The sequence below is a fragment of the Sphingobium fluminis genome (assembly GCF_037723805.1).
Classification (GTDB): domain Bacteria; phylum Pseudomonadota; class Alphaproteobacteria; order Sphingomonadales; family Sphingomonadaceae; genus Sphingobium.
Genome location: NZ_JBBJUK010000001.1, coordinates 563,471 through 584,903, shown reverse-complemented (window position 1 = coordinate 584,903; position 21,433 = coordinate 563,471). Strand labels below are relative to the sequence as shown.

25 protein-coding genes are annotated in these 21,433 nt (G+C 64.9%); 14 read left to right on the top strand and 11 right to left on the bottom strand.

Annotated features, from left to right (window positions below; genetic code table 11):
- Positions 1 to 68 precede the first annotated feature (68 nt).
- Both WG907_RS02910 and WG907_RS02905 read left to right on the top strand, forming a co-directional pair.
- A complete protein-coding gene (locus WG907_RS02910) occupies positions 69 to 1,226 on the top strand; it encodes a pyridoxal phosphate-dependent aminotransferase (RefSeq protein WP_340231088.1) in 1,158 nt (385 codons plus the stop codon).
- A gap of 233 nt (positions 1,227 to 1,459) precedes the next feature.
- Complete coding sequence (locus WG907_RS02905; protein WP_340231087.1) at positions 1,460 to 2,623, top strand: pyridoxal phosphate-dependent aminotransferase; 1,164 nt, start codon at positions 1,460 to 1,462, stop codon at positions 2,621 to 2,623.
- A 261-nt stretch (positions 2,624 to 2,884) separates the two neighbouring features.
- Here the strand turns inward: WG907_RS02905 and WG907_RS02900 are convergent, their stop codons facing one another.
- Genes WG907_RS02900 through WG907_RS02885 form a run of 4 tightly spaced genes read right to left on the bottom strand, consistent with a single transcriptional unit; the run spans position 2,885 to position 5,037 of the window.
- The gene (locus WG907_RS02900) at positions 2,885 to 3,352 is read right to left on the bottom strand and encodes an SRPBCC domain-containing protein (RefSeq protein WP_340231086.1); all 468 of its coding nucleotides are present in this window, start codon (positions 3,350 to 3,352) and stop codon (positions 2,885 to 2,887) included.
- On the bottom strand, positions 3,349 to 3,843 hold the full coding sequence (locus WG907_RS02895) for a VOC family protein (RefSeq protein WP_340231085.1): 495 nt from the start codon (positions 3,841 to 3,843) through the stop codon (positions 3,349 to 3,351). Before WG907_RS02895 ends, WG907_RS02900 begins: the two co-directional genes overlap by 4 nt.
- Positions 3,840 to 4,652 (bottom strand): VOC family protein, encoded by an 813-nt coding sequence (locus tag WG907_RS02890; protein ID WP_340231084.1) that lies wholly within the window; start codon positions 4,650 to 4,652, stop codon positions 3,840 to 3,842. The genes WG907_RS02895 and WG907_RS02890 overlap by 4 nt, the downstream gene beginning before the upstream one ends.
- Before the next feature lie 25 nt (positions 4,653 to 4,677).
- Entirely contained in the window at positions 4,678 to 5,037 is a 360-nt protein-coding gene (locus WG907_RS02885) for a DUF1428 domain-containing protein (RefSeq protein ID WP_340231083.1), read from the bottom strand.
- 116 nt (positions 5,038 to 5,153) lie between these two features.
- Here WG907_RS02885 and WG907_RS02880 point away from each other — a divergent pair, with 116 nt between their 5' ends.
- Entirely contained in the window at positions 5,154 to 5,828 is a 675-nt protein-coding gene (locus WG907_RS02880) for a winged helix-turn-helix transcriptional regulator (RefSeq protein WP_340231082.1), read from the top strand.
- A 10-nt stretch (positions 5,829 to 5,838) separates the two neighbouring features.
- Here WG907_RS02880 and WG907_RS02875 read toward each other — a convergent pair whose 3' ends face one another.
- From WG907_RS02875 to WG907_RS02865, 3 genes are all read right to left on the bottom strand, one after another.
- Positions 5,839 to 6,606, bottom strand: a complete 768-nt coding sequence (locus tag WG907_RS02875; protein WP_340231080.1) for a hypothetical protein — start codon at positions 6,604 to 6,606, stop codon at positions 5,839 to 5,841.
- Between the two features lie 81 nt (positions 6,607 to 6,687).
- On the bottom strand, positions 6,688 to 7,704 hold the full coding sequence (locus WG907_RS02870) for an NAD(P)H-dependent flavin oxidoreductase (protein WP_340231079.1): 1,017 nt from the start codon (positions 7,702 to 7,704) through the stop codon (positions 6,688 to 6,690).
- A 130-nt stretch (positions 7,705 to 7,834) separates the two neighbouring features.
- Positions 7,835 to 9,100, bottom strand: coding sequence for an aspartate kinase (locus WG907_RS02865; RefSeq protein WP_340231078.1), 1,266 nt, complete (start codon positions 9,098 to 9,100; stop codon positions 7,835 to 7,837).
- Positions 9,101 to 9,188: 88 nt separating this feature from the next.
- Between WG907_RS02865 and ubiG the strand changes: the two genes are divergently transcribed.
- Together ubiG and WG907_RS02855 are read left to right on the top strand one after the other, a co-directional pair.
- Positions 9,189 to 9,950, top strand: a complete 762-nt coding sequence (gene ubiG, locus WG907_RS02860) for a bifunctional 2-polyprenyl-6-hydroxyphenol methylase/3-demethylubiquinol 3-O-methyltransferase UbiG (protein ID WP_340231077.1) — start codon at positions 9,189 to 9,191, stop codon at positions 9,948 to 9,950.
- Between the two features lie 107 nt (positions 9,951 to 10,057).
- Positions 10,058 to 10,750 (top strand): HPP family protein, encoded by a 693-nt coding sequence (locus WG907_RS02855; RefSeq protein ID WP_340231075.1) that lies wholly within the window; start codon positions 10,058 to 10,060, stop codon positions 10,748 to 10,750.
- Positions 10,751 to 10,753: 3 nt separating this feature from the next.
- Here the strand turns inward: WG907_RS02855 and WG907_RS02850 are convergent, their stop codons facing one another.
- Positions 10,754 to 11,569 (bottom strand): HpcH/HpaI aldolase/citrate lyase family protein, encoded by an 816-nt coding sequence (locus tag WG907_RS02850; RefSeq protein WP_340231808.1) that lies wholly within the window; start codon positions 11,567 to 11,569, stop codon positions 10,754 to 10,756.
- Between the two features lie 78 nt (positions 11,570 to 11,647).
- Here WG907_RS02850 and WG907_RS02845 point away from each other — a divergent pair, with 78 nt between their 5' ends.
- The 4 genes from WG907_RS02845 (at position 11,648) to WG907_RS02830 (ending at position 14,147) form a co-directional block, all read left to right on the top strand.
- Complete coding sequence (locus WG907_RS02845; RefSeq protein WP_340231074.1) at positions 11,648 to 12,625, top strand: SPFH domain-containing protein; 978 nt, start codon at positions 11,648 to 11,650, stop codon at positions 12,623 to 12,625.
- A gap of 145 nt (positions 12,626 to 12,770) precedes the next feature.
- Entirely contained in the window at positions 12,771 to 13,217 is a 447-nt protein-coding gene (locus tag WG907_RS02840) for an NfeD family protein (protein WP_340231072.1), read from the top strand.
- A 108-nt stretch (positions 13,218 to 13,325) separates the two neighbouring features.
- Positions 13,326 to 13,544 carry a hypothetical protein gene (locus WG907_RS02835; protein ID WP_340231071.1) on the top strand — a complete coding sequence of 73 codons (219 nt, stop codon included), beginning with the start codon at positions 13,326 to 13,328 and terminating at the stop codon, positions 13,542 to 13,544.
- A 39-nt stretch (positions 13,545 to 13,583) separates the two neighbouring features.
- The gene (locus tag WG907_RS02830; RefSeq protein WP_445326755.1) at positions 13,584 to 14,147 is read left to right on the top strand and encodes a DUF1993 domain-containing protein; all 564 of its coding nucleotides are present in this window, start codon (positions 13,584 to 13,586) and stop codon (positions 14,145 to 14,147) included.
- Between the two features lie 1,021 nt (positions 14,148 to 15,168).
- On the opposite strand, the gene WG907_RS02825 is transcribed toward WG907_RS02830, so the two are convergent.
- Positions 15,169 to 15,489: a hypothetical protein gene (locus tag WG907_RS02825; RefSeq protein WP_340231070.1), complete on the bottom strand. Its 321-nt coding sequence runs from the start codon at positions 15,487 to 15,489 to the stop codon at positions 15,169 to 15,171.
- Positions 15,490 to 15,538: 49 nt separating this feature from the next.
- Here WG907_RS02825 and WG907_RS02820 point away from each other — a divergent pair, with 49 nt between their 5' ends.
- Entirely contained in the window at positions 15,539 to 16,189 is a 651-nt protein-coding gene (locus WG907_RS02820) for a hypothetical protein (protein WP_340231069.1), read from the top strand.
- Positions 16,190 to 16,284: 95 nt separating this feature from the next.
- On the opposite strand, the gene WG907_RS02815 is transcribed toward WG907_RS02820, so the two are convergent.
- Together WG907_RS02815 and WG907_RS02810 are read right to left on the bottom strand one after the other, a co-directional pair.
- Positions 16,285 to 17,103 (bottom strand): ferredoxin--NADP reductase, encoded by an 819-nt coding sequence (locus WG907_RS02815; RefSeq protein WP_340231068.1) that lies wholly within the window; start codon positions 17,101 to 17,103, stop codon positions 16,285 to 16,287.
- Between the two features lie 160 nt (positions 17,104 to 17,263).
- Positions 17,264 to 17,575 (bottom strand): hypothetical protein, encoded by a 312-nt coding sequence (locus WG907_RS02810; RefSeq protein ID WP_340231067.1) that lies wholly within the window; start codon positions 17,573 to 17,575, stop codon positions 17,264 to 17,266.
- 138 nt (positions 17,576 to 17,713) lie between these two features.
- Between WG907_RS02810 and WG907_RS02805 the strand changes: the two genes are divergently transcribed.
- From WG907_RS02805 to rapZ, 4 genes are all read left to right on the top strand, one after another.
- A complete protein-coding gene (locus WG907_RS02805; protein ID WP_340231066.1) occupies positions 17,714 to 18,418 on the top strand; it encodes a response regulator in 705 nt (234 codons plus the stop codon).
- Positions 18,387 to 19,979: a sensor histidine kinase gene (locus WG907_RS02800; RefSeq protein WP_340231064.1), complete on the top strand. Its 1,593-nt coding sequence runs from the start codon at positions 18,387 to 18,389 to the stop codon at positions 19,977 to 19,979. Before WG907_RS02805 ends, WG907_RS02800 begins: the two co-directional genes overlap by 32 nt.
- A gap of 73 nt (positions 19,980 to 20,052) precedes the next feature.
- Complete coding sequence (locus WG907_RS02795; RefSeq protein ID WP_340231063.1) at positions 20,053 to 20,484, top strand: HPr kinase/phosphorylase; 432 nt, start codon at positions 20,053 to 20,055, stop codon at positions 20,482 to 20,484.
- Complete coding sequence (gene rapZ / locus WG907_RS02790; protein ID WP_340231061.1) at positions 20,481 to 21,419, top strand: RNase adapter RapZ; 939 nt, start codon at positions 20,481 to 20,483, stop codon at positions 21,417 to 21,419. The genes WG907_RS02795 and rapZ overlap by 4 nt, the downstream gene beginning before the upstream one ends.
- Positions 21,420 to 21,433: the final 14 nt, after the last annotated feature.

Genomic DNA, 21,433 nt, shown 5'->3' with positions numbered 1-21,433 from the left:
GGAAACATGCGCTAGCTTCGTCCTGCATCAAAAGGGCGCGCCCCGCGCCTGTCAGGAGATTGAGGATCATGGCTACGACGGCGCGCAGTGCATTCACCCAGGACCTTATCGATCGCGGTTATTCCCGCCGCCAGCTGGCCAAGGCGGCGGCGCTGCTCGGCGCGGGCGCCGCCGCCATGCGCTCGGTCGGCGCGGGCGCGCAGCAATCGGCCAGACCGGTCGCCGGCGCGGTGCAGATCGGCGCAAACGAATGTTGGACCGGCCCTTTTCCGGTCGCCGCCGAAGCGGCTTTCAAGCTGGTGAAACAAGGCAATCGCTACGAACCGGATAATGAACATGCCAAATTGTTCGCGGCCGTCGCCGCTGTCGAGGGCATTCCGGCCGACCGGATCACCGCCTGGCCCGGCTCCAGCGATCCGTTGAGCCGCGTCGCCATCGCCTTCGCCTCGCCCACACGCGGCATCGTGACCGGCGACCCGACCTATGAAGCGATCTGGCGGACCGGCGAGTGGATCGGCGCGAAAGTGACTAAAGTGCCCCTGAACAAGGCCTATGCCCATGATGTCCGCGCGATGCTGGCCGCTGATCCCAATGCGGGCGTCTATTATATCTGTTCGCCCAACAACCCGACCGGCACGATCACGCCGATCGCGGACATCGAATGGCTCGCCGCGAACAAGCCCAAGGATGCGGTGCTCGTCGTGGACGAAGCCTATATCCACTGGACCGATACGCCCCGCGCCGCGAAACTCGCCGCGACCCGCGACGATGTGCTGGTGCTGCGCACCTTTTCCAAATTGTTCGGCATGGCGGGCATGCGCCTTGGCCTGACCCTGGCCGCGCCTTCCCTCATGGCAAAGATGATGCGCTATGATGGCGCTTTCGTCACCGCGCTGCTGCCGATGACCGCCGTAGCCTGCGGCACGGTGTCGGTCGCGCAGGCCGACCTCATCAAGGGGCGACAGGTGGAAATGGCGGCCAACCGCGAACTGGCGGTCAGCTTCCTCACGAAGAAAGGCTATAAGGTCATTCCCGGCAGCCATGCCAATATGTTCATGGTGGACTGGGGCAAGCCGGCCAAGCCGATGTTCGACGCGCTGCTTGCGAACAATGTGCAGATCGGTCGCAGCTGGCCGATCTGGCCCAATGTCTCGCGTGTGACGGTGGGATCGACCGAAGAAATGAAGGCTTTTTGCGCCGCCGTCGACAAGGTCGGCAAGGCTTAAGGGTCTGACAGCTTATGTCGCGCAGAGGATGCGGAGATGAAAAGCCTCTCCGCGCCGCTGCGTCTCCGCGTGACCATATCTTCTGTAAACCCACCGGCGGCTGAATATCATCTGATCCCCATTGCTGGCCGTTTGGCGGGATCCAGGAATCTGTATGTGCCCATTGTGGCAATCAGCCCCCCCTTCGTTTCTCATACTGAACCATTTCATTCGCGCTTGAAGGGACAGACGACATGACCATGATGCTGGACAAGGACGCCAAGGAAGATCTGATCGCGCGCGGTTATTCCCGCCGCCAGCTGGGCCGGGTCGCCGCGCTGATCGGCGCGGGCGCGGCCGCCCAATCGATGCTGACGATGCCCGCTTTCGCGCAGCAGCAGGCGGCGCGCGGAATCAAGGGCGCGACGCGGATCGGCGCCAATGAATGCTGGACCGGGCCGTTCCCTGCCGGCATCGAGGCGATCCGCGAATCCGCCGCATCCGGCAACTGGTACGATCCCGACAATTATATGGGCGATCTGGTCAGCACCGTCGCCAAGGTGGAAGGCCTGCCCGAGGAAAGCGTTCGCGTCTGGCCGGGATCGGGCGGCCCGCTGGTCAGCATCGTCGCGGCCTATTGTTCGCCGACCAAAGGCCTCGTCACCGCCGATCCGACCTTCGAATCCGCCTGGCGCACCGCCGATTATGTGAAGGCGCCCATCGCCAAGGCGCCGCAGGCCATCGGCAAGGGTAGCGACGTCAAGGCGATGCTGGCCGCCAATCCCTATGCGGGTCTCTATTATATCTGTTCGCCCAACAATCCGACCGGCACCGTCACGCCGCTCGCCGACATCAAATGGCTGCTCGACAACAAGCCGGCCGACGCGATGCTGCTGGTGGACGAAGCCTATCTCCATTTCTCCGAAGCGCCCAGCGCCGCGACATTCCTTGCCGGGCGCAAGGACCTTATCATCATGCGCACCTTCTCGAAGCTGTTCGGCATGGCGGGCGTGCGCCTCGGCCTTACCTTCGCCGATCCCAAAGTGCAGGAGCGCATCATGCTGTTCGGCCCGGCGGCGGGCGGCATCTCGATCACCGCGATGGCGTGCGGCAAGGCGGTCTATACGCAGGCCGATCTCATCAAGGCGCGGCGCGCGGAGATGGTCGCCAATCGCGAAGAAACGATCGCTTGGCTGACCAAAAAGGGCATCATGGTGCATCCGGGCAGCCAGGCGAATATGTTCATGGTCGATTGGAAAACAAAGCCCGCCAAGGCGATGCAGACGGCCTTGCTGGCCGAGAATATCCAGATCGGCCGCAACTGGGCGATCTGGCCCACCGTGTCGCGCGTCACAGTCGGCTCCGCCGCCGACATGGCCAAATTCCGGGCAGCGGTGGACAAGACCTACAAGGCCTGACCCGCTCGAAGCGATTTCTAATCAGACGGAATCGGCTGATGACTGAGAAATCGCGATAAAACAAGGAACTAGAGTGGTTGATCCGACGCAGTCGGGTCACAAACCGCTCGGCCTTCGGCTCGCAGAAAAGGCGTCCGGCCACCCGGACGCCTTTTTTTCTGGGTTTGAACAAACGCCCCCTGCTCAACCCTCCCGTCGTCCCCGCGAAAGCGGGACCCCATCTCGCCCCGAAGCCTTGTATTACCGAAACTGACTCACCCCTCAATCACGCCCTACAGACTCCTCGCATAAAGCCTTGAACTGCGCCGCCACGATATCCCAGCCGGGATGAAAACCCATCGCCTCATGGCTCGCCTTCGCCTCGGCATCCCAATGGCGCACGGTCGCGTTATAGCGCGTGCCCTCGCCCTCGTCGGCGAAGCTCCAGATCGTCGTCATGAACGGCTTTTGCGGCACCCAGCCCACACGCCAGGCATCGGTCGTGACGATCCGCTCGTTCGGCACCACCTCCAATATCACGCCTTCCAGCGGCCCGGTGTCTTCGCCATTCGGCCCGGTCATGCGCAGCGCGGTGCGTCCCCCGGCGCGCAAGTCCTGCGCGATCATCTCCGTTTTCCACGGTGCCGGCGAAAACCATTCTGCCGTGCGCTGGGTCCACACGGTCCACACGACATCGCGCGGCGCGGCGATGAAGCAGGTCACAGACAGTTCATAGGCCTCGCCGCTCACGCCGCATCTCCCCGAAACGCAGCTTCCAAAACCGCGATGTCCAACTTGTGCATCGTCATCATTGCCCCGGTCATGCGCGCGATCGCCGCGCCGTCGCCCGATTTCTGCATCGCGATCATCGCCTGCGGCACAAGCTGCCACGACATGCCGAACCGGTCCTTCAGCCAGCCGCACGGCCGTTCCACCCCGCCATCGGCGGTCAGGGCGTCGAACCGCGCATCCAGTTCCGCTTGGTCCGCGCAGGTGATACTGATCGACACCGCCTCGCTCAGCGGAAATTGCGGCCCGCCGTTCAGGCCCTGAAAGCGTTGCCCGAACAGCGTGAATTCGACCAGCAGCACCGTCCCCGCCTTGAAAAAGGGCGGGAACTGCGAATCCTCCTGATAGCGCATGACGCCATCGATCGACCCGCCCAGCAGCGCGGTATAGAAAGTCGCGGCTTCCTCCGCTTCACCATTGAACCACAGGCATGTTGCGACCTGGCTGGTCATGCTTTGCTCCCTTGTTGGGCGCGCATGCCCACGACGGCAAAGGCCGCGCCCTGCGGATCGATCGCCTGCACGATCCACGCGCCGCCCGGCACCTCCATCGGCCCGTTCGTCACCGATCCGCCGCCGGCGGTAATCCGCTCATGCGCCGCGTCGATATCGCCGACATTGAAGTAGAACAGCCATCCGGGTGCTGGCTGCTGCGGGACTTTGGGCATGATCGCCCCGGTCATGGCATCGAAGCGCGCCACCCGATCCTGCGACCATAGTTGATAGGTGCCCATCGGCCCCATATCCATGCCATCGCCCGTCACCCAGCCGAACTGCCCGGTATAAAAGGTCAGGTCGGCGTCATAATCGCCGCTTGCCAGCTCGTGCCAGCCGACATGGCCGGTCGCCATCGCCGGCGGCGCCTCGAACCCCTCGGGACTCGATCCCTTGAGCAGCATGAAGATCGCCCCGCCCGGGTCGCTCATCACCGCGAAACGGCCGACGCCCGGTATGTCCTCCGCCGCGCGCTTCACGCGCGCACCCGCCGCCGTCAGCCGCGCGACATCGGCGTCGACATCGGCCGAGCCGACATAACCGCCCCACCAGGGTGTCATGCCGCACTGTTTGGCCTCCGCCGGGATCGCCATGACGCCGCCCATCTGCCCGCCCGATCCGGTCAGCACATGATAGGGATCGGCTCCCGGATCATCGCCAAAGCTCTGCGCGGTCCAGCCGACGACATCGCTGTAAAAGGCGATCGCCGCCTGCGGATCGCTGGTCATCAGCTCGTACCAGAAGAATTTGCCCGTCACGTCGGTCATCGTCGCTCTCCCGTTCGCTAATTCATCAGCCCTTATGTTCGACCAGCGACGCAAAACCGCCATAGATCATGCGCGCGCCCGAAAAGGGCATGTCCTGCCCCTCCATCTTCAGGCGAGGGTCGGCCATCACCTTGGCATTGCCCGCGTCGCGCGCTTCCTTGGATGGCCAGATGATCCAGGAAAAGACCACTTCCTCATCCTGCTCCGCGATCACGGCGGTGCGGAAATCATTGGTCTTACCGACCGGAATATCGTCGCCCCACGCCTCGACATAGTCGATCGCGCCATGTTCGATCCAGATCGGCCCGGCGATTTCCGCCAGCGCCTTGTAAGCCTCTTTCTTTGCCTTGGGCACAGGCACCAGAAATCCGTCGATATAGCGCATCGTCTCTCTCCTTATAGTCCCGCGCGGGCGCAGCGCCGTCAGCGCCGACTCGGTCGCTTGAACTTTCTGCAACAGATCATTATCTAAAACAACTTGTAAGTTAGAAAAGATAACCAATGACGGCCAGCAGCAGAAAAAGAGCCTATAATGACGGTTGCGCAACCGCCCATGCACTCGACCTTGTCGGCGATCGCTGGGCGATGCCGATCATGCGCGAACTCATGCTCGGCCCCAAGCGATTCACCGATCTGCGCGCCGGCCTGCCCGGAATCAGCGCCAATGTGCTGACGCAAAGGCTCGAAGAACTGGAAGCCGCCAGCATCCTCGTCCGGCGCCGCCTGCCGCCCCCCGCCGCTGCCCAGGTCTACGCGCTGACCGACTGGGGCCGCGAGTCGGAAATCCTGTTCAACGTGCTCGGCCGCTGGGCCAGTCGCTCCCCCACGATGCCGCCCGGCATGCCGATGAGCAATGTGTCGGTCATCCTCTCCCTGCGCACGATGATAGACCGCGCCGCGATCGGTGATCTCGACGCCACCATCGGCCTGCGCTTTGGGGAAGAGGAATTTCGCGGCCGGTTGCGCGATGGCGACTTTGCGATCGATCGGGGTCCTGCGGACGGCGCGGATGTCGTCCTTGCCGGCGATCAGAATGCGCTGGTCGCCGTCATCTATGGCGGCGCGACCTTCTCCGATGTCGCCGACGCTTTGACGGTCAAGGGCGACCGGGCGCTCGCCGACCGGTTCGTGGCGCTGTTCCCACTGCCGCCCAAAGCGCCCTCTACGGTCGCCTAGCGCCCCGTCCTCAGGATGGCGGCAGGATCATGTCCGACGGCTTTTGCGGCGGTGCATCGGGCATCTGCTCGGTCGGCAGATGGGGCGCTGCCGGAGCGGGCGGCGGCGCGGCATCGTCATGCCACCCTTCCACCTTCACGCTCGGCCGGCCATAGCGCCGCCGCCATTCTTCCAGCCGGCGCAGATATTCGGCATATTCGTCCCAGAAATCCTCGAACGGCTTTTCCAGCGCCTGCAACGCCTTGGGTGCATAGTCGATCAGCTGTTCCGGCGTCAGCCCGTTCACGATCGTCAGCGTCGCCACCGCCACGTCGCAAAAGGCCTTTTGCGCGGGCGGCAGGGCGAAGAAATTATAGACGACGGTGTTCAGCCGTTCGCGCATGTCGAACGCATTGACCCCATAGCGCGCCTTATAGCTCTCCTCGACCGCGTCATTGGCCTTTTTCAGCGCCACGACGTGGATATGCAGCATGCGGTTATACTGGACCTTGGCCGGCTCCCCGGGCGTCCGGCACCCTAGCGCCGCGACGTTCAGTGCCATGCGCACATGCCACAGCGCCTGCTCCCCCATCATATTGCGATTGGGGGTGATATATCGGCCGGTCGCGTCCTTGGCGGGCACTTCCATGTCCGGGGCCGACCCGCGCGGGGGCAGCGGCATGATCGTCGGTACGACCGGCGGGGGCGGGGTCGGCGGTGGCTTGGCCGGCTGACAGGCAGCCAGCATCAATGCCAGCACCAAGGCGAAACGATTAAAGAGCCGGCGATCGGCGCGCATTCCAGTCTCCGCGAAATATCGTTTTCTATTGCACTGCAATAGGGATCAAGGGAACAGGCGATTAACCGTTCACGGTATGGATCAGGCGGCTCGCCGCTCCAGCGCCGCCGCCGCCTCGTCCATCAGCTGCGCGATGATGTCGGCGACCGGCTCTTCCTTGGTGACCATGCCGACCGACTGCCCCGCCATCAGCGACCCGCCCTCGACATCGCCGTCGATCACCGCCCTGCGCAGCGCGCCCGCCCAATAATGTTCGATCTGAAGCTGGGCCTCCATCATTTCGATGGCGCCACCGTCGAGCAGATTGGCGACTTCGCGCTGCTTGACGGTAAAGCTCTCCATGCCGACATTTTTGAGCGCCCGCACCGGAATGACGGGCAGGCGCGGGTCGATCTGCACGCTCGCCACCGCATCGCGAGCCGATGCGCGAAAAAACGCCTTTTTGAACGCCGGGTGGGCGATGCTCTCGGTCGCGCAGGCAAAGCGGGTGCCAAGCTGCACGCCCGCCGCGCCCATCTCCAGATAGCCCGCGATCAATTCGCCCCGGCCGATCCCCCCGGCTACGAATATCGGCAGTTGCGACGCCATTTCCGGCAATATTTCTTGCGCCAGCACGCTGGTGGACACCGGGCCGATATGGCCGCCCGCCTCCATGCCCTCGATCACCAGCGCATCGACGCCCGAGCGCGCCAGCTTCTTGGCGAGGGACAGCGCGGGTGCAAAACAGATCAGCTTTGCGCCCTTGGCCTTGATCGCCTCGATACTGCCCTTGGGCGGCAACCCACCGGCCAGCACGACATGGCTCACCGCATGATTGGCGCACACCTCGATCAGCTCGAACAGCTGCGGATGCATGGTGATGAGGTTCACGCCAAATGGCTTGTCCGTCAGCGCCTTGGTCGCGCCGATCTCCGCATCCAGCAGCGCCGGCGTCATGGCCCCGCAGGCGATCACCCCGAACCCGCCCGCATTGGAAATTGCGGATACGAGATGCCGTTCGGACACCCAGCTCATCGCCCCGCACAGGATCGCGCTCGGACAGCCCAGAAATTCGGAACCGCGCGCCATAAGGGAGGTGAGTTTGTGGTTAGCGTTCATTTTTCAACCGTTCGTGTCGAGTAGGGATCGAGCTTGTCGAGAGCCCGTATCGAGACAGCTCGCGCCAACTTCTCGATACGCCGTCTCGACAGGCTCGACGGCTACTCGAAGCGAACGGAACTGGGAAGTATCAGGAAATGGTGGCGTCGAGCCCGTAGGCCGTATGCAACACCCGCACGGCCAGTTCCGTCTCATCCTCGTCGATCAGCACGCTCACCTTGATCTCGCTGGTCGAGATCGCAAGGATGTTGATACCGCGATCGGCGAGGCTCTGGAACATCGTACTGGCGACGCCCGCATGGCTTTTCATGCCGACGCCCACGACGCTGATCTTGGCGACCTTCGTATCGGGGATCACGCGGTTGAAGCCGATCGTCTCCTTCTGCGCCTCCAGCACGTCGAGCGCGCGGGCGAGGTCCGCGCCGGGCACGGTGAAGGTGACATCGGTCTCGCCCTTGTCGCGGCCGACATTCTGGATGATCATGTCGACATTGATCGCCGCATCCGCCAGCGGCCCAAAGATATGGGCGACCGCGCCGGGACGGTCGGGCACGCGGGTGACGGTGATCTTCGCCTCATTCTTGTCATGGGCGATGCCGGTGATGAGCTGACGTTCCATCTTGTCTTCCTTGAGCTTGGCTTCCAGTTCCTCCTCGCTGACGATCAGCGTGCCGGGCAGATCCTGTTGCGTCGGGTCGTCGAAGGAGGACAGCACCTGGACGACGACCCCTTCCTTCATGGCGAGCCCGACAGAGCGGGTCTGGAGCACCTTCGCGCCGACCGAGGCCAGCTCCAGCATCTCCTCATAGGTGACGAGGTCGAGCTTGCGCGCCCGCGCGACGATGCGCGGGTCGGTGGTGTAGACGCCATCGACATCGGTATAGATGTCGCAGCGGTCGGCCTTGATCGCCGCCGCCACCGCCACCGCCGACGTATCCGATCCGCCCCGGCCCAGCGTCGATACGCGGCCATCGGCCATCCGGCCCTGAAATCCGGGGATCACCGCGACCTGGCCAGACCGCATCGCGGCCAGCAGATCGTTGGTGTCGATGCTCTCGACCCGCGCCTTGGCATGCGCCTCGACCGTGCGGATCGGCAATTGCCAGCCGAGCCAGCTGCGCGCGTCCACGTCCATGGCTTTGAGCGTCATCGCCAGCAAGCCGCTGGTGATCTGCTCGCCCGCCGCGACGACGACGTCATATTCGGCCGGGTCGTACAGCGCGGATGCTTCCTTGCAGAAGCCCACGAGCCGGTCGGTCTCCCCCGCCATGGCGGATACGACGACGGCGACCTCATGACCCTGAGCAGCGACATGCTTGACCCGCGCCGCCACATTGCGAATCCGCTCCATCCCCGCCATGGAGGTGCCGCCGAACTTCATCACGATGCGCGCCATTTGCTTGTCGAGCCTGCCTGCTGGTAAGGCGGACCGAGGCGTCCGCCGGGTAAGAAAAGCGGCGCTCCTATTAGCAGCAGGGACGAATATGGCAAGCAACGCAGCCGACGCTAAGGCAGGCCCGGGCAACGGCACGATCGACCCCCGCGAAGCCGCGCATTTCGGCGCGATGGCGGCCGACTGGTGGGACCCCCGGGGCAGCAGCGCGATGTTGCACAAGCTCAACCCGGTCCGGCTCCGCTATATCCGCGCCGCGATCGACGCGCATTGGCACGGAGACGGCCACGCCTTCCGTCCGCTCACCGGCAAGCGCGCGCTCGACGTCGGCTGCGGCGCGGGCTTACTTGCCGAGCCGCTGGCCCGACTGGGCGCGGCGGTGACGGGACTGGACGCCGCCCCTGAAAATATCGCCGCCGCCCGCGCCCATGCGCAGCCGCAGGGCCTGCCCATCGACTATCGCGCAACGCCGGTCGAACAACTGGACGAGGCCGGCTTCGATCTCGTCACCTCGATGGAGGTCATCGAACATGTCGCCGATCCGGCCGCCTTCGTCCGCGCGCTCGCCGCCAGGCTCGCGCCCGACGGCCTGATGATCCTCTCGACCCCCAACCGCACGCCCCTGTCGCGCCTCGCGATGATCACCATCGGCGAAAGCGTCGGCGGCATCCCACCGGGCACCCATGACTGGGGCAAGTTCGTGACCCCCGAAGAACTGACCGCGCTGCTGGACGATGCCGGGCTGGAGGTGACGGACAGCAGCGGCCTCGCCTTCTCGCCCGCCAAGGGCTTCATCCTGTCCGCCAACAAAGCGATCAACTATCTGCTGACCGCGCGACACCGGGCCTCCTGATCGCGCCTGATAGCCGCGCTTTATTCCGCCCCGGCAAATGTCGGTGGATTTTTCAGGCGCCAGCTGGGAAAGGCGCTGGCGCCGCCGACGGCTTGGGAAGATCGACCATGCGCCATGCCCTGTTTCGCCCCTTGCTCGCGGGCGCCCGCTTCCTGCCGCGCCTGATCGCCTGCATCGGCGCGGCTGCGGGCGTCACGCTGACGATCATCGTCTGCGCCCAGTTTCCGCAGATATTGGGCGACCTCCCCACCATCGTCGCGCCGATCGGCGCGTCGGCGGTGCTGGTCTTCGCCGTGCCCGCCAGTCCGCTGGCGCAGCCATGGCCGGTCGTCGGCGGCAATATGATATCGACGCTGGTCGGCGTCGCGGCGGCGCGTTTCGTACCTGATCCCTATGTCGCGGCGGGCGTGGCGGTCGGCGGCGCGATCCTCGCCATGTCGCTGCTGCGCTGCCTGCATCCACCGGGCGGCGCGGCGGCGCTGACCGCCGTCATCGGCGCGCCCGCGATCCACGCGGCGGGCTTTGGCTTCGCCTTCGCGCCGGTGGCGATCAACTCGATCGCGCTCGTCTCGCTTGGCATGGTCTTTCATCGCTATAGCGGCCACAGCTACCCGCATCAGGCCGCCATGCCCCCCGCCATGATCGACGACATGCGCATCGCGGCGGGCTTTCACGCGCAGGATATCGACCGCGCGCTGGAGGATCTGGCGGACAATTTCGACATCGCCCGCGAGGATCTCGACCTGCTGCTCTCCCGCGCGGAAATCCACGCCGCCGCCCGCCTCGCCGGGCCCGGCTGAACCTTATCCTTCCACCGCCGCCGCCCGCGCGATCAGCGCCCTTGCCTCCTCGACATGCATCGCCTCGATCATCCGCCCCTCGAAACGCTCCGCCCCGCCGGTCGCCGCTTCCACCAGCCGCCGCGCCTCCGCCAGCGCCGCCGCATCCGGCCGGAACAGCCGGTTGGCCACCGCGATCTGATTGGGATGGATCAGCGTCTTGCCGTCGAACCCGAGCGCATGCCCCTCGGTGCACTCCGCCTCGAAGCCCGCCTCGTCCTCCAGCCGGTTATACACCCCGTCGAACACCGCAATCCGCGCCGCCCGCGCCGCCAGCACCACCGACTGCAAGGCAAGGCTCAGGCCCGCCCGCCCCGCCGACGCCGGAATCCCCAGATCCTGCCGCAGGTCGTTCGTCCCCATGAACAGCGCCGCCGTCCCTTCCGCCGCCGCGATCTCCCGCGCCGCCAGCACGCCCGCCGCGCTTTCGATCATCGCGATCACCGGCTTCTGGCTCACGCTGAACAGGTCGCTCACCTGCCGCGCGCTCTCCACCTTGGGCAGCACGACATAATCAAGCCTCGCGCCCTTCATCGCCACCATTTCCGCGCCATGGCTGGCCGTCCCCGCCATATTGATCCGCACCGCCGCGAGCCTGGGCCCAAACCCCTCCCCCAGCGCCGCCAACGCCCCGGCCAGCGCCTCCGCCTTCTGACCGTCCGGCACCGCATCCTCCAGGTCGAGCATCACCATGTCGCACGCCAGCGTCCGTGCCTTGGCGATGGCGCGCGGGTTGGACGCGGGCAGGAACAGCAGCGATCGGGCGTGGCGCAACAACATGGGGGCGGTCTCCGGCAATGACTTCCCCCGTTAACGATTTGCGCGCATAGTCGGCAAGCATTTCGGGGGGACACAGGCATGATCACGACATTCGCACTGACGGTCACGATATTGGTGCTCTTCTACCTCGCCGTCAGCGTCAAGGTGGTGCGCCAGGGCTATCAGTACACGATCGAACGCTTCGGCCGCTTCACCGAAGTCGCAAAGCCCGGCCTCAATTTCTACCCCGCCTTCTTCTACAGCGTCGGCCGCAAGATCAACATGATGGAGCAGGTCGTCGACATTCCGGGGCAGGAGATCATCACCAAGGACAATGCCATGGTGTCGGTCGACGGCGTGGTATTCTTCCAGGTGCTCGACGCCGCCAAGGCCGCCTATGAAGTCTCCGAACTATACGTCGCGATCATGCAGCTCGCCACCACCAACCTGCGCACCGTCATGGGCTCGATGGACCTCGACGAAACCCTGTCGAAGCGCGACGAGATCAACGCCCGCCTCCTCTCCGTGGTCGATCACGCCACCGGAAGCTGGGGCGTCAAGATCACCCGCGTCGAACTGAAGGACATCCGCCCGCCCGCCGACATCGTCAACGCCATGGGCCGCCAGATGAAGGCGGAGCGCGAAAAGCGCGCCAACATCCTCGATGCCGAAGGCGCGCGCGCTTCCGAAATCCTGCGCGCCGAAGGCGAAAAGGCGGGCCAGATCCTGCAAGCCGAAGGCCGCCGCGAAGCCGCCTTCCGCGACGCCGAAGCCCGCGAGCGCGAGGCCGAAGCGGAAGCCAAGGCGACCCAGATGGTCTCCGACGCCATCTCGGCCGGCAATCCGCAAGCGCTCAACTATTTCATCGCGCAAAAATATACCGAGGCGGTCAGCCAGTTCGCGACCTCCCCCAATGCCAAGACCATCCTCTTCCCGGTCGAGGCGACCCAGCTCATCGGCACGCTGGGCGGCATCGGCGCGCTCGCCCGCGAAGCGCTGGGCGGCGACGGCCCGCCGCCCGCACCCCCGGCCGCGCCCCGCCCCCGCCCGACCCCCTTCGGCCAGAGCCAGGGATGAGCGGCCCGGCCTCCCTTTCCCTTTCGCTCCTGCGAAAGCAGGAGCCCAGGGCCCCCAACCGCCACCGCCCGAACAGGCTCAACCCTCCAACATCCGTTCACGTCGAACCTGTCGAGAAGGCACCCCCTCACCGTCGTCCCCGCGCATGACCCCCTGGCTCCCCCTGCTCGAAGATCATTGGTGGTGGCTGGTCTTCGCCGCGCTGCTCGGCATCGGCGAAGTGCTGCTACCCGGCGTCTTCCTCATCTGGATCGCCATCGCCGCCGCCGTCACCGGCCTCGCCGCGATGGTCCTGCCGATCGGCGTCGCGCTCCAGTTCCTGCTGTTCGCGGCGCTGTGCATCGCCGCCGTCTGGGGCGGCCGCCGCTGGTACAGGGACAATCCGGTCGCGAGCGAGGACCCCCTCCTCAACGACCGCACCGCCCGCCTGATCGGCCAGATCGTGATCGTCACCGATCCGATCACCGCCGGCAAGGGCCGCGTCAAAGTCGGCGACAGCGTCTGGACCGCGCGCGGCGACGAGGCGCCAGCGGGTGAAAAGATGCGGGTCGTGGGCGCAGAGGGCACGATATTACGGGTCGAACGGCTGTAGGCCGAACAGCCCGACACCCGGCGTGCGCCCCCGCCCAAGCCGCAAACCCGCCACGCCGGGGGAACCACCAGCCCCGCGATGCGCTTCTTGCCCGAACGGAGGAACCGCATGCACACCGAAGACAATGGCACCGAAACCCATCTCGACAAGGTCGAGGCGCGCGCCGGCTCCCGCAACAAGGTCAACCGCAACGCCCTGGTCTGGGGCCTGCTGCTCGTGGTCGTGGCATTAGCTGTAGTCCTCGGCGGCGGCTTCCTGAGCACCAACCGCTCAGGCGCCGACCAGACGAGCGCGAACAATGTGGCGATGAACGAAAGCGCGCGATAGAGGGGCGAGGTCCCCCCTACCCTCGCAAGAAAGTCTATAATGCTGCTGGCCATGCTCGCGCCGACCTATGTGCAGATGTTGGGCGCACTGTCCGCATGGCTCGGCAAAGTCGAGATTGACCCGGCGGGCGATGGGGGACGGGCCTTGCTTACCGCGCGCCTCGCGCCCGACATGTTCCCGCTGTCGACGCAGATCAGCTTTGCCTGCGTTCAGGCACAGGAAGGCCTGTCCCGGCTAAGGCAGGAAGAATTGCCCCCATCGGTGGCCCTGTTACTGGACGAGGGACGCAACGCCGCCGAGCGTCCCGGCACCATCGCGGACGCACAGGCGAAAATCGCCGCCACCATCGGCATGGTGGAGGCGGCGGCGACCGACGCCCCCGCGATCGACCCGGCCACGCCGATCGCCCACGCCCTGCCGCAAGGCATGATATTCGACCTCACCGCCGAACACTATGTCCGTGACTGGGCGCTCCCGCAATTTTATTTCCACATCCTGACCGCCTACGCGATCCTGCGCGCGCACGGCATCGAACTGGGCAAAGCCGACTATGTCGCCCACATGTTCGCGCATCTGCGGCCGGGCACCCTGCCGGCGCAATAAGGGCAGGCGGATCGCGGCAACCACGTCAGCGCTGTCTATCTCTGAATAAGAAAGCGACTGCTGGGCCGTCGACCAGAAGCGGTCCTATTTTGAGCCCTCTCCCGTTTTCGCGGGAGAGGGTTAAGCGCAGACCGTCCGCAAACCACACTGTTCGGCCACACTTGGCGCCGATTTTACCCTGTCCGAAAGTGGCCGGATACCTTCACGGCGATTGAAGATGTCTCCGGACCATTGAACGGCGATTAGGGGTGGGAAGGAGACAGTCCGGTTTTAGGATGAGAAGGAGCTATAGCGGACCTTGCCCGCAACCCCGGCTTACGACATGCTCACATGGTGGATCACGAAGGTTATAGAAGCCCAGCTACAGGTGCTGGACGGATCGGATGTGCTGTCGCATCCATCTTTGGCATCGTATTTGGACTGCCGTTTTTCTTCATCGCGACCTATGCAAGTGGCGGCTGCGAAGGTGCGCCCCGTCCTTGCGAAAGCGATAACACATGGTTTTGGCTGGCGCTCATAATCATCGCGATTTCGTGCACGGCCGTAGGGTTGCTAACGCGGAGGGCCATTCTCCGCTTTCAGCGTCGCAAACGGTAAGGGTGGGTGGGTAGCGGAAAGTCGGCTTATAAGCACGCAAATCAGAAAGCAGACCTTACGCAAGCGCTGTCATCCAACGTGAGCGACGTGCCGCGCGCATAACCGTGAACGGTATCTCCAATGCGGCAGTGGAGGCGTGCCCTTAGAACAGGCTTTGATCCGATGGCTCCATCTTGACCTTTCGCCGTGACTACAAGCTCATTCGGGTTCCATTTTGGGTTCGCGTGCTCCGCAATGCTAACAACTACGGCCCAAGTCTCGCGCTTCGGTTGCTCCGAGCAAGCCGAGATCGCGCAAATCAGTGAAAGGACACCAAGCAGCCTCATGGCGCGATGTTCGCATACAGCATGAATGTCCGCAATCTCGCCGAGTTAAGTTTGCTATTTAAGGCTTGAAATGGTCATTTGTCGCCGCTGCTACAGCGCTATTCGTCTTCGCCACGAAAAAGAGCGTCTACGTCTTCAGGCCGCATTCGCTTAAGTTTTTCATCGAGCTTGCGATCAAAGCCGCGATCGTTCGGTTCCTCACCTTTTTGCGCCTTCCGCCCGATCTGCCGCAAGTATCGAGCAGTCGCTTCGGTCAGGCGTAGCTTCTTCTGACGTGCCTTCATGAACCCGAAATTATCATGATCGGAGACGTCCGCAATCGGCAAGTTCAAACGGGGATACCAGCGGCAATTTCTGGTCGACGACTGACCGGAAACTTTCCGCGTCTCCCGGCCGAAAACCGGACCTTCTGTTACCAACCGCCAATCCCCCTGTCCTATTCCCTAGCGTTCATGCCACACTCCCCGCATGACCGACCCGGACGACCCCCTTCTTTTCACCCCCGTCCCGCTCCAGCGCCGCGCGCGCGGCTGGTCGGCGGAGGCGCAAGTCGCCTTCATCGCCGCCCTCGCCCGGACCGGCGTCGTCGCGCAGGCGGCGCGCAGCGTGGCCTGTTCGCCGCGATCGGCCTATCAGTTGCGCGCGAAACCCGGCGCGGAAAGCTTTGCCGCCGCGTGGGACTGGGCGCTGGAGATGGGGCTGGACGCCGCCCGCGACCGCGCCTTCGGCATCATCCATGAATCGCCGCAGCGCCCGCTGCTGCGCCGGGGCCGCGTCATCGGCTTTCGGCAAGCGAGCGAGGCGCGGCTGATGCTGATCGCCCTGCGTGCGCTCGGCGCAGATCTCAACGGCGCGCGCGACGCCCTGCCCCACCGCCAGCGCATGGCCGCGCGCGAGCTGGACGAACGGCTCGCCGACGATGGCCCGCCCAATCCGGTCGACTGGGGCGCGGTCGACCTGCCCTGGTTCGACCGCTCCAGCATCGAACGCGGCCCGGCGGCGGTCGACGCCGCCTGCCGCGCTGCCCGCGCGACGCAGGCGCGGATGGAGGAAGAGGCCGACGCACCGGCCCCGTCCGCCCCCGCCGACCGCATTGGTCCGGGAGCGCGCTTGTTATGAAATGTCGCGGCCACGCAACAAATGGGCGAAATATGCGGGAAATATGCGAAGTTAAGCCCGCTTTCGCGCCCGCACCCCTCCTTCTGGCCGCCGGTCTATCCGACGAAGGCGCGCTCGATCACGAACTGGCCGGGTGCGGCGTTGGACCCTTCGGTAAAGCCGTTCGCCTCGAACCAGGCGGCGAACTGCTTGATCATCTCCATGCTGCCGCACATCATGATCCGGTCGGTCTCGGGATCGAACTTCGCCGCGCCGGGAATGCCCGCGAACAGCGCGCCGCTTTCCATCAGCATGTCGATCCGCGCCATATGCCCGTCGAACGGCTCGCGCGTCACGGTCGGCACATAATGAAACTGGCTCGCGGCCTGCTCCGCCACCAGCGGGTCCTCGGCGAGTTTGCTGCCCAGATCCTCATGGAACGCCAGATCGCTGACCCGGCGCACCGAATGGACCGCCACGACCTGCTCGAAAAAATCATAGACATCGGGATCGCGCGACAGGCTCAGGAACGGCGCGAGGCCGGTGCCGGTCGACAGCATGAACAGCCGCTTGCCCGGCAGCAGCGCGTCGGTCACCAGCGTGCCGGTGGGCTTGCGGCCGAGATAAATCTGGTCGCCCGGCTCGATCAGTTGCAGCCGGCTCGTCAGCGGGCCGTCCTCCACCTTGATCGACAGGAACTCCAGTTCCTCGTCCCAGGCGGGGCTGGCCAACGAATAGGCGCGCAGCAGCGGCTTGCCATTGTCGCCCTTCAGGCCGATCATCACGAACTCGCCCGACCGGAAGCGGAAACTCGCCGGCCGCGTGATGCGAAAGCTGAACAGATGCTCGTTCCAGTGGCGGACGGACAATACCGTCTCCACCGAAAGGGCGCCGGTGGGTTCAAGCGCCCCCTGTTCGATCGTCACGTCGCTCAAACCCTTCACTCCCGCCAAACCCATGCCTGCCGGCGCGCGCCAGTTGCATATCGTTCGCAATATTCGCTCACCGGCGCGAATGCCGGTTGCCCGTCCCCAAGGCAAGGCGAAAAAAACTTGGGGGGGCCCAAGCTGTTCGCCCCGACCCTTTTATGCGCGCTTATCCGAAAAGTCCCTTGGCGAGGCCGCTCAGCTTGTTCAGCGGATTATCCTCGCCCTCGAACATCCCGCCCAGCATCGCCATCATCGCCTGCGGATCGCCGAACTGGCCCATCAGTTCCTGCAACTTGTCCGCCGACACGCCATGCGCCGCCGCGACCTCCGCCAGCGCGGCGACGCTGGTCTCGCCGCCGCTGATCTTCGCGCTCATCTCGCCCAGCAACGCCTGCATCTGTTCCGGTTCCAGCCCCATGCTCGCGGCGATCGCGCCGATGCCGCCAAAATTTCCCGCCAGATCGTCAAACATGCCCATGGCCATAACTCCGCATTGATCGCCCCGGTATAGCATCCTTGGGGGACGCGCCCAAGAGTGACGGCGACTTCCTTGCGGCTGCCCGCCCCTTGGTCTAACGCACAGCGGACGCCCGCCCGGCGTGGACTGGAAGGACGCATGACCGCAACCATCGCCCTGGTGGATGACGACAAGAACATCCTCACCTCGGTTTCGATCGCGCTTCAGGCGGAAGGATTCGTGACGCGCATCTATTCCGATCCCGAAGCCGCGCTCAAGGCGCTGCTCGAAAACCCGGCGGACCTCGCCGTGTTCGACGTCAAGATGCCGCGCATGGACGGCATCGAGCTTCTGCGGCGGCTGCGCGAAAAGGCGCAGATGCCGGTGATTTTCCTGACGTCCAAAACCGATGAACTGGACGAGGCGCTGGGCCTCGCCATGGGCGCGGACGACTATATCTCCAAACCCTTCTCGCAGCGTCTGTTGATCGCGCGCATCCGCGCCATCTTGCGCCGCGCCGAAGTCAGCCGCACCCCGCCAGCGCCCGACGATCCGGTGGTGGAACCGATCGTCCGCGGCCGGCTGGAGATGGACCCGCCACGCCACCGGGTGAAATGGAACGGCCAGGATGTCACGCTGACCGTCACCGAATTCCTGATCCTCGAAACGCTTGCCACCCGGCCCGGCGTTGTCAAGAACCGCAACCAGTTGATGGACGCGGCCTATCAGGATGACGTCTATGTCGACGACCGCACGATCGACAGCCATATCAAGCGCCTGAGGCGCAAGTTCCGCGAGGTGGATTCCGATTTCAACGCGATCGACACATTATATGGCGCCGGATATCGTTTCTCCGAAGAATGACGGCCCCGTCGCGTTGCGCTGGTCCGGTCAGGTGAGCCTGACCCCGCGCATCCTGGCGGTGAACGTCTTCGCGCTCGCGTTGCTCGCGGGTGGCTTCTTCTATCTCGACAGCTATCGCACGCGAATCGTCGACGCGCGGCTGGAACAGTCTGCGCGCGAACTGCGGCTGTTGGCGATCGGACTCGAAAATGTGCCGGCCGAGCGGCAGAACGCACTGATCGCCGACTATGCGCGCCAGACCCAGGACCGGGTGCGCCGCTATGCCCCCGACGGGCGTCGGATCGCCGACAGTTTCACAATGGAAACCCCGCAATATCGGCTGCGCCTGCCGTCAGAAGAAGAATGGCGTCGCCATGTCGCGCGTTTCCTGGACAAGGCGATGGACCGGATCGTGTCCGCCGATCGCCCGCCCAATTTCGAGGAACCGCAAATCGATCGCGCGTCGGCGTGGCCCGAACTGATGCTCGCGCAAAAGACCGGGCAGCCGCAGACGATGGACCGCTACGCGCCCGATCGCACTTTGGTGATTTCGGCGGCTGTGCCGATGAAGGATGGCACCGCCCTGCTGGCGACCGAGAACGCCCGCGACATCACCCGGATCGTGCGCGCCGAACGGCTGCGGCTCGGCATCGTGCTGGCGGTCGCGATGCTCGCCTCGATCCTGCTGTCTCTCTTTCTCGCCCGCACCATCGTCCAGCCCCTGCAGAGGCTGGCGCGGGCGGCCGTGCGCGTCCGCCTCGGCCGGGCGCGCGAGGTCACGGTGCCGCGCCTGCCCGATCGCCGTGACGAGATCGGCATGCTCGCCCGCGCCTTGTCGGACATGAGCCACGCATTGCGCCAGCGGATCGACGCGACCGACGCGTTTGCCGCCGACGTCAGCCACGAGCTCAAAAATCCGATCGCCTCGCTCCGGTCCGCGCTCGATTCGCTCGACCGGGTCGATCAGCCCGCGTTACGCGCGCAGCTCATGGCGATCGCGCAGGACGACGTGCGGCGGCTGGACCGGCTCGTCACCGACATCGCCGAAGCCTCTCGCATCGACGCGCAACTGTCGCGGACGCGATTCGAACCGATCGACCTTGGCCTGCTCATCGAGCGGATGGTCATCGCCCGGGAGGCCCGCGGGATTGCACGCGGCGTTCGCCTCGCCTTCGCCCGGCCACGCAAGGATGTCGCCGTCGTCCTGGGTGAGGAACAGCGGCTTATCCGCGTGCTCGACAATCTCATCGACAATGCGCTCTCCTTCTCGCCCGATGACGGCCTGGTGCAGATCGTCGCGACAGTGGCGGACGATGAGGTGCTGGTCAGCGTCGAGGATGAAGGCCCCGGCGTCCCCGAATCGGAACGCGAGCATATTTTCCGCCGCTTCCATTCGGTCCGACCGGAAGGCGAGGGATTCGGCAAGCATTCGGGCCTTGGCCTCGCGATCGCGCGATCCATCGTCGAAGGACATCAGGGCAAGATCAGCATCGGCGACCGGGAGGATGCGCAGAGCGGGGCCAGCTTCATCATGCGCCTGCCGATGGCGGTGGAACGCGATCCCGGCATGGTATCGGAGTAGCCGGTCTCGGTTTGGGACGGCGCTGCAATTCCATTCCCACAGCCCCCAACAACCGCTAGAAGATGGCGGGGATATGGCGCGATCACTTTCATCCGATACGCTTCACGCGACCACGGTGGCGATCGACGGCCGCGCCGTGCTGCTGGCCGGCGTCAGCGGCACGGGCAAGTCCGATCTCGCCCTGCGCCTGATCGACCGAGGCGCGATCCTGATCAGCGACGATTACACGCTGGTCAAGCGCATCGAGGGCCAACTGATCGCCACCGCTCCGCAAACGATCGCGGGGTGCATGGAGGTGCGCGGAATCGGTATCGTGCCCATGCCCCATGCGGACGCGCCGGTCGCGCTGCTGGTGGACCTGTTCGACAAGGTCGAGCGAATGCCTGCAGAACCCCTTATGCGCGCGATAGCGGGCGTCGATATCCCCGTCGTTAAGCTCGCCGCGCTTGAAGCGTCGGCCCCGATCAAGGTCGAACTTGCCCTGAAAATGTGGGGCGCCGCATGACGACCAGCCAGCCCAAGTCGATCCTGCTCGTGTCGGGCCTTTCGGGCGCAGGCAAGACAACGACGCTCAAGACGCTGGAGGATATCGGCTGGGAGGTCGTGGACAATCTGCCGCTGGTCCTGCTCGACCGGTTGCTCGATACGCCGCTGCCCGCAGGTCATGGCGGCGAGGATGACCGCCCCCTTGCGCTGGGCATCGACGCGCGCACCCGGGGTTTCGACGCCAACGCCATCGTGCAGCGGATCAAGGCGCTACGCGAACGCCATGGTCATGATATCGAAACATTGTTCCTCGACTGTTCGGGCGCGGAACTGGAGCGCCGCTTCGCCGAAACCCGGCGTCGCCACCCGCTCGCGCTGGACCGCCCGGCCGTCGATGGCATCGCTCGCGAACGCGAATTGACGGAGCCGCTGCGCCGATGGGCGACTCAGGTCATCGATTCGACCAGCTTTAGCAGCAATGCTCTTCAGCAGGCTATCCGCGACCGGTTCTCGCGCGAACGACTGTCGGATCCGGTACTGACCATTCTGTCCTTCGGCTTTTCACGCGGCGTGCCGCGCAACGCGGACCTGATGTTCGACATGCGCTTCCTGCGCAATCCGCACTGGGACGATGCGCTTCGGCCCCTTACCGGAGAGGACCCGGCCGTAGCCGCCTATATCGCGCAGGATTCGGCCTATGAGGACGCCCTGGCAAAGATCGAGGATCTTCTGTTGACCCTGTTGCCGCGCTATGCGGATGGGGGAAAGACCTATGTCACGGTGGCCTTCGGCTGCACTGGCGGGCGGCATCGCTCGGTCCATGTCGCAAGGCGGGTCGCCAGACGCTTGCAAGATGCGGGCTTTTCGCCCACGGTCTCGCACCGCAATATGGAATCAGCGCCCCAGGACGCCCTGGAGAAGCGCCGTCCGGGAGGCCCGAAAGCAACATCATGACGCAGGTGGGCCAT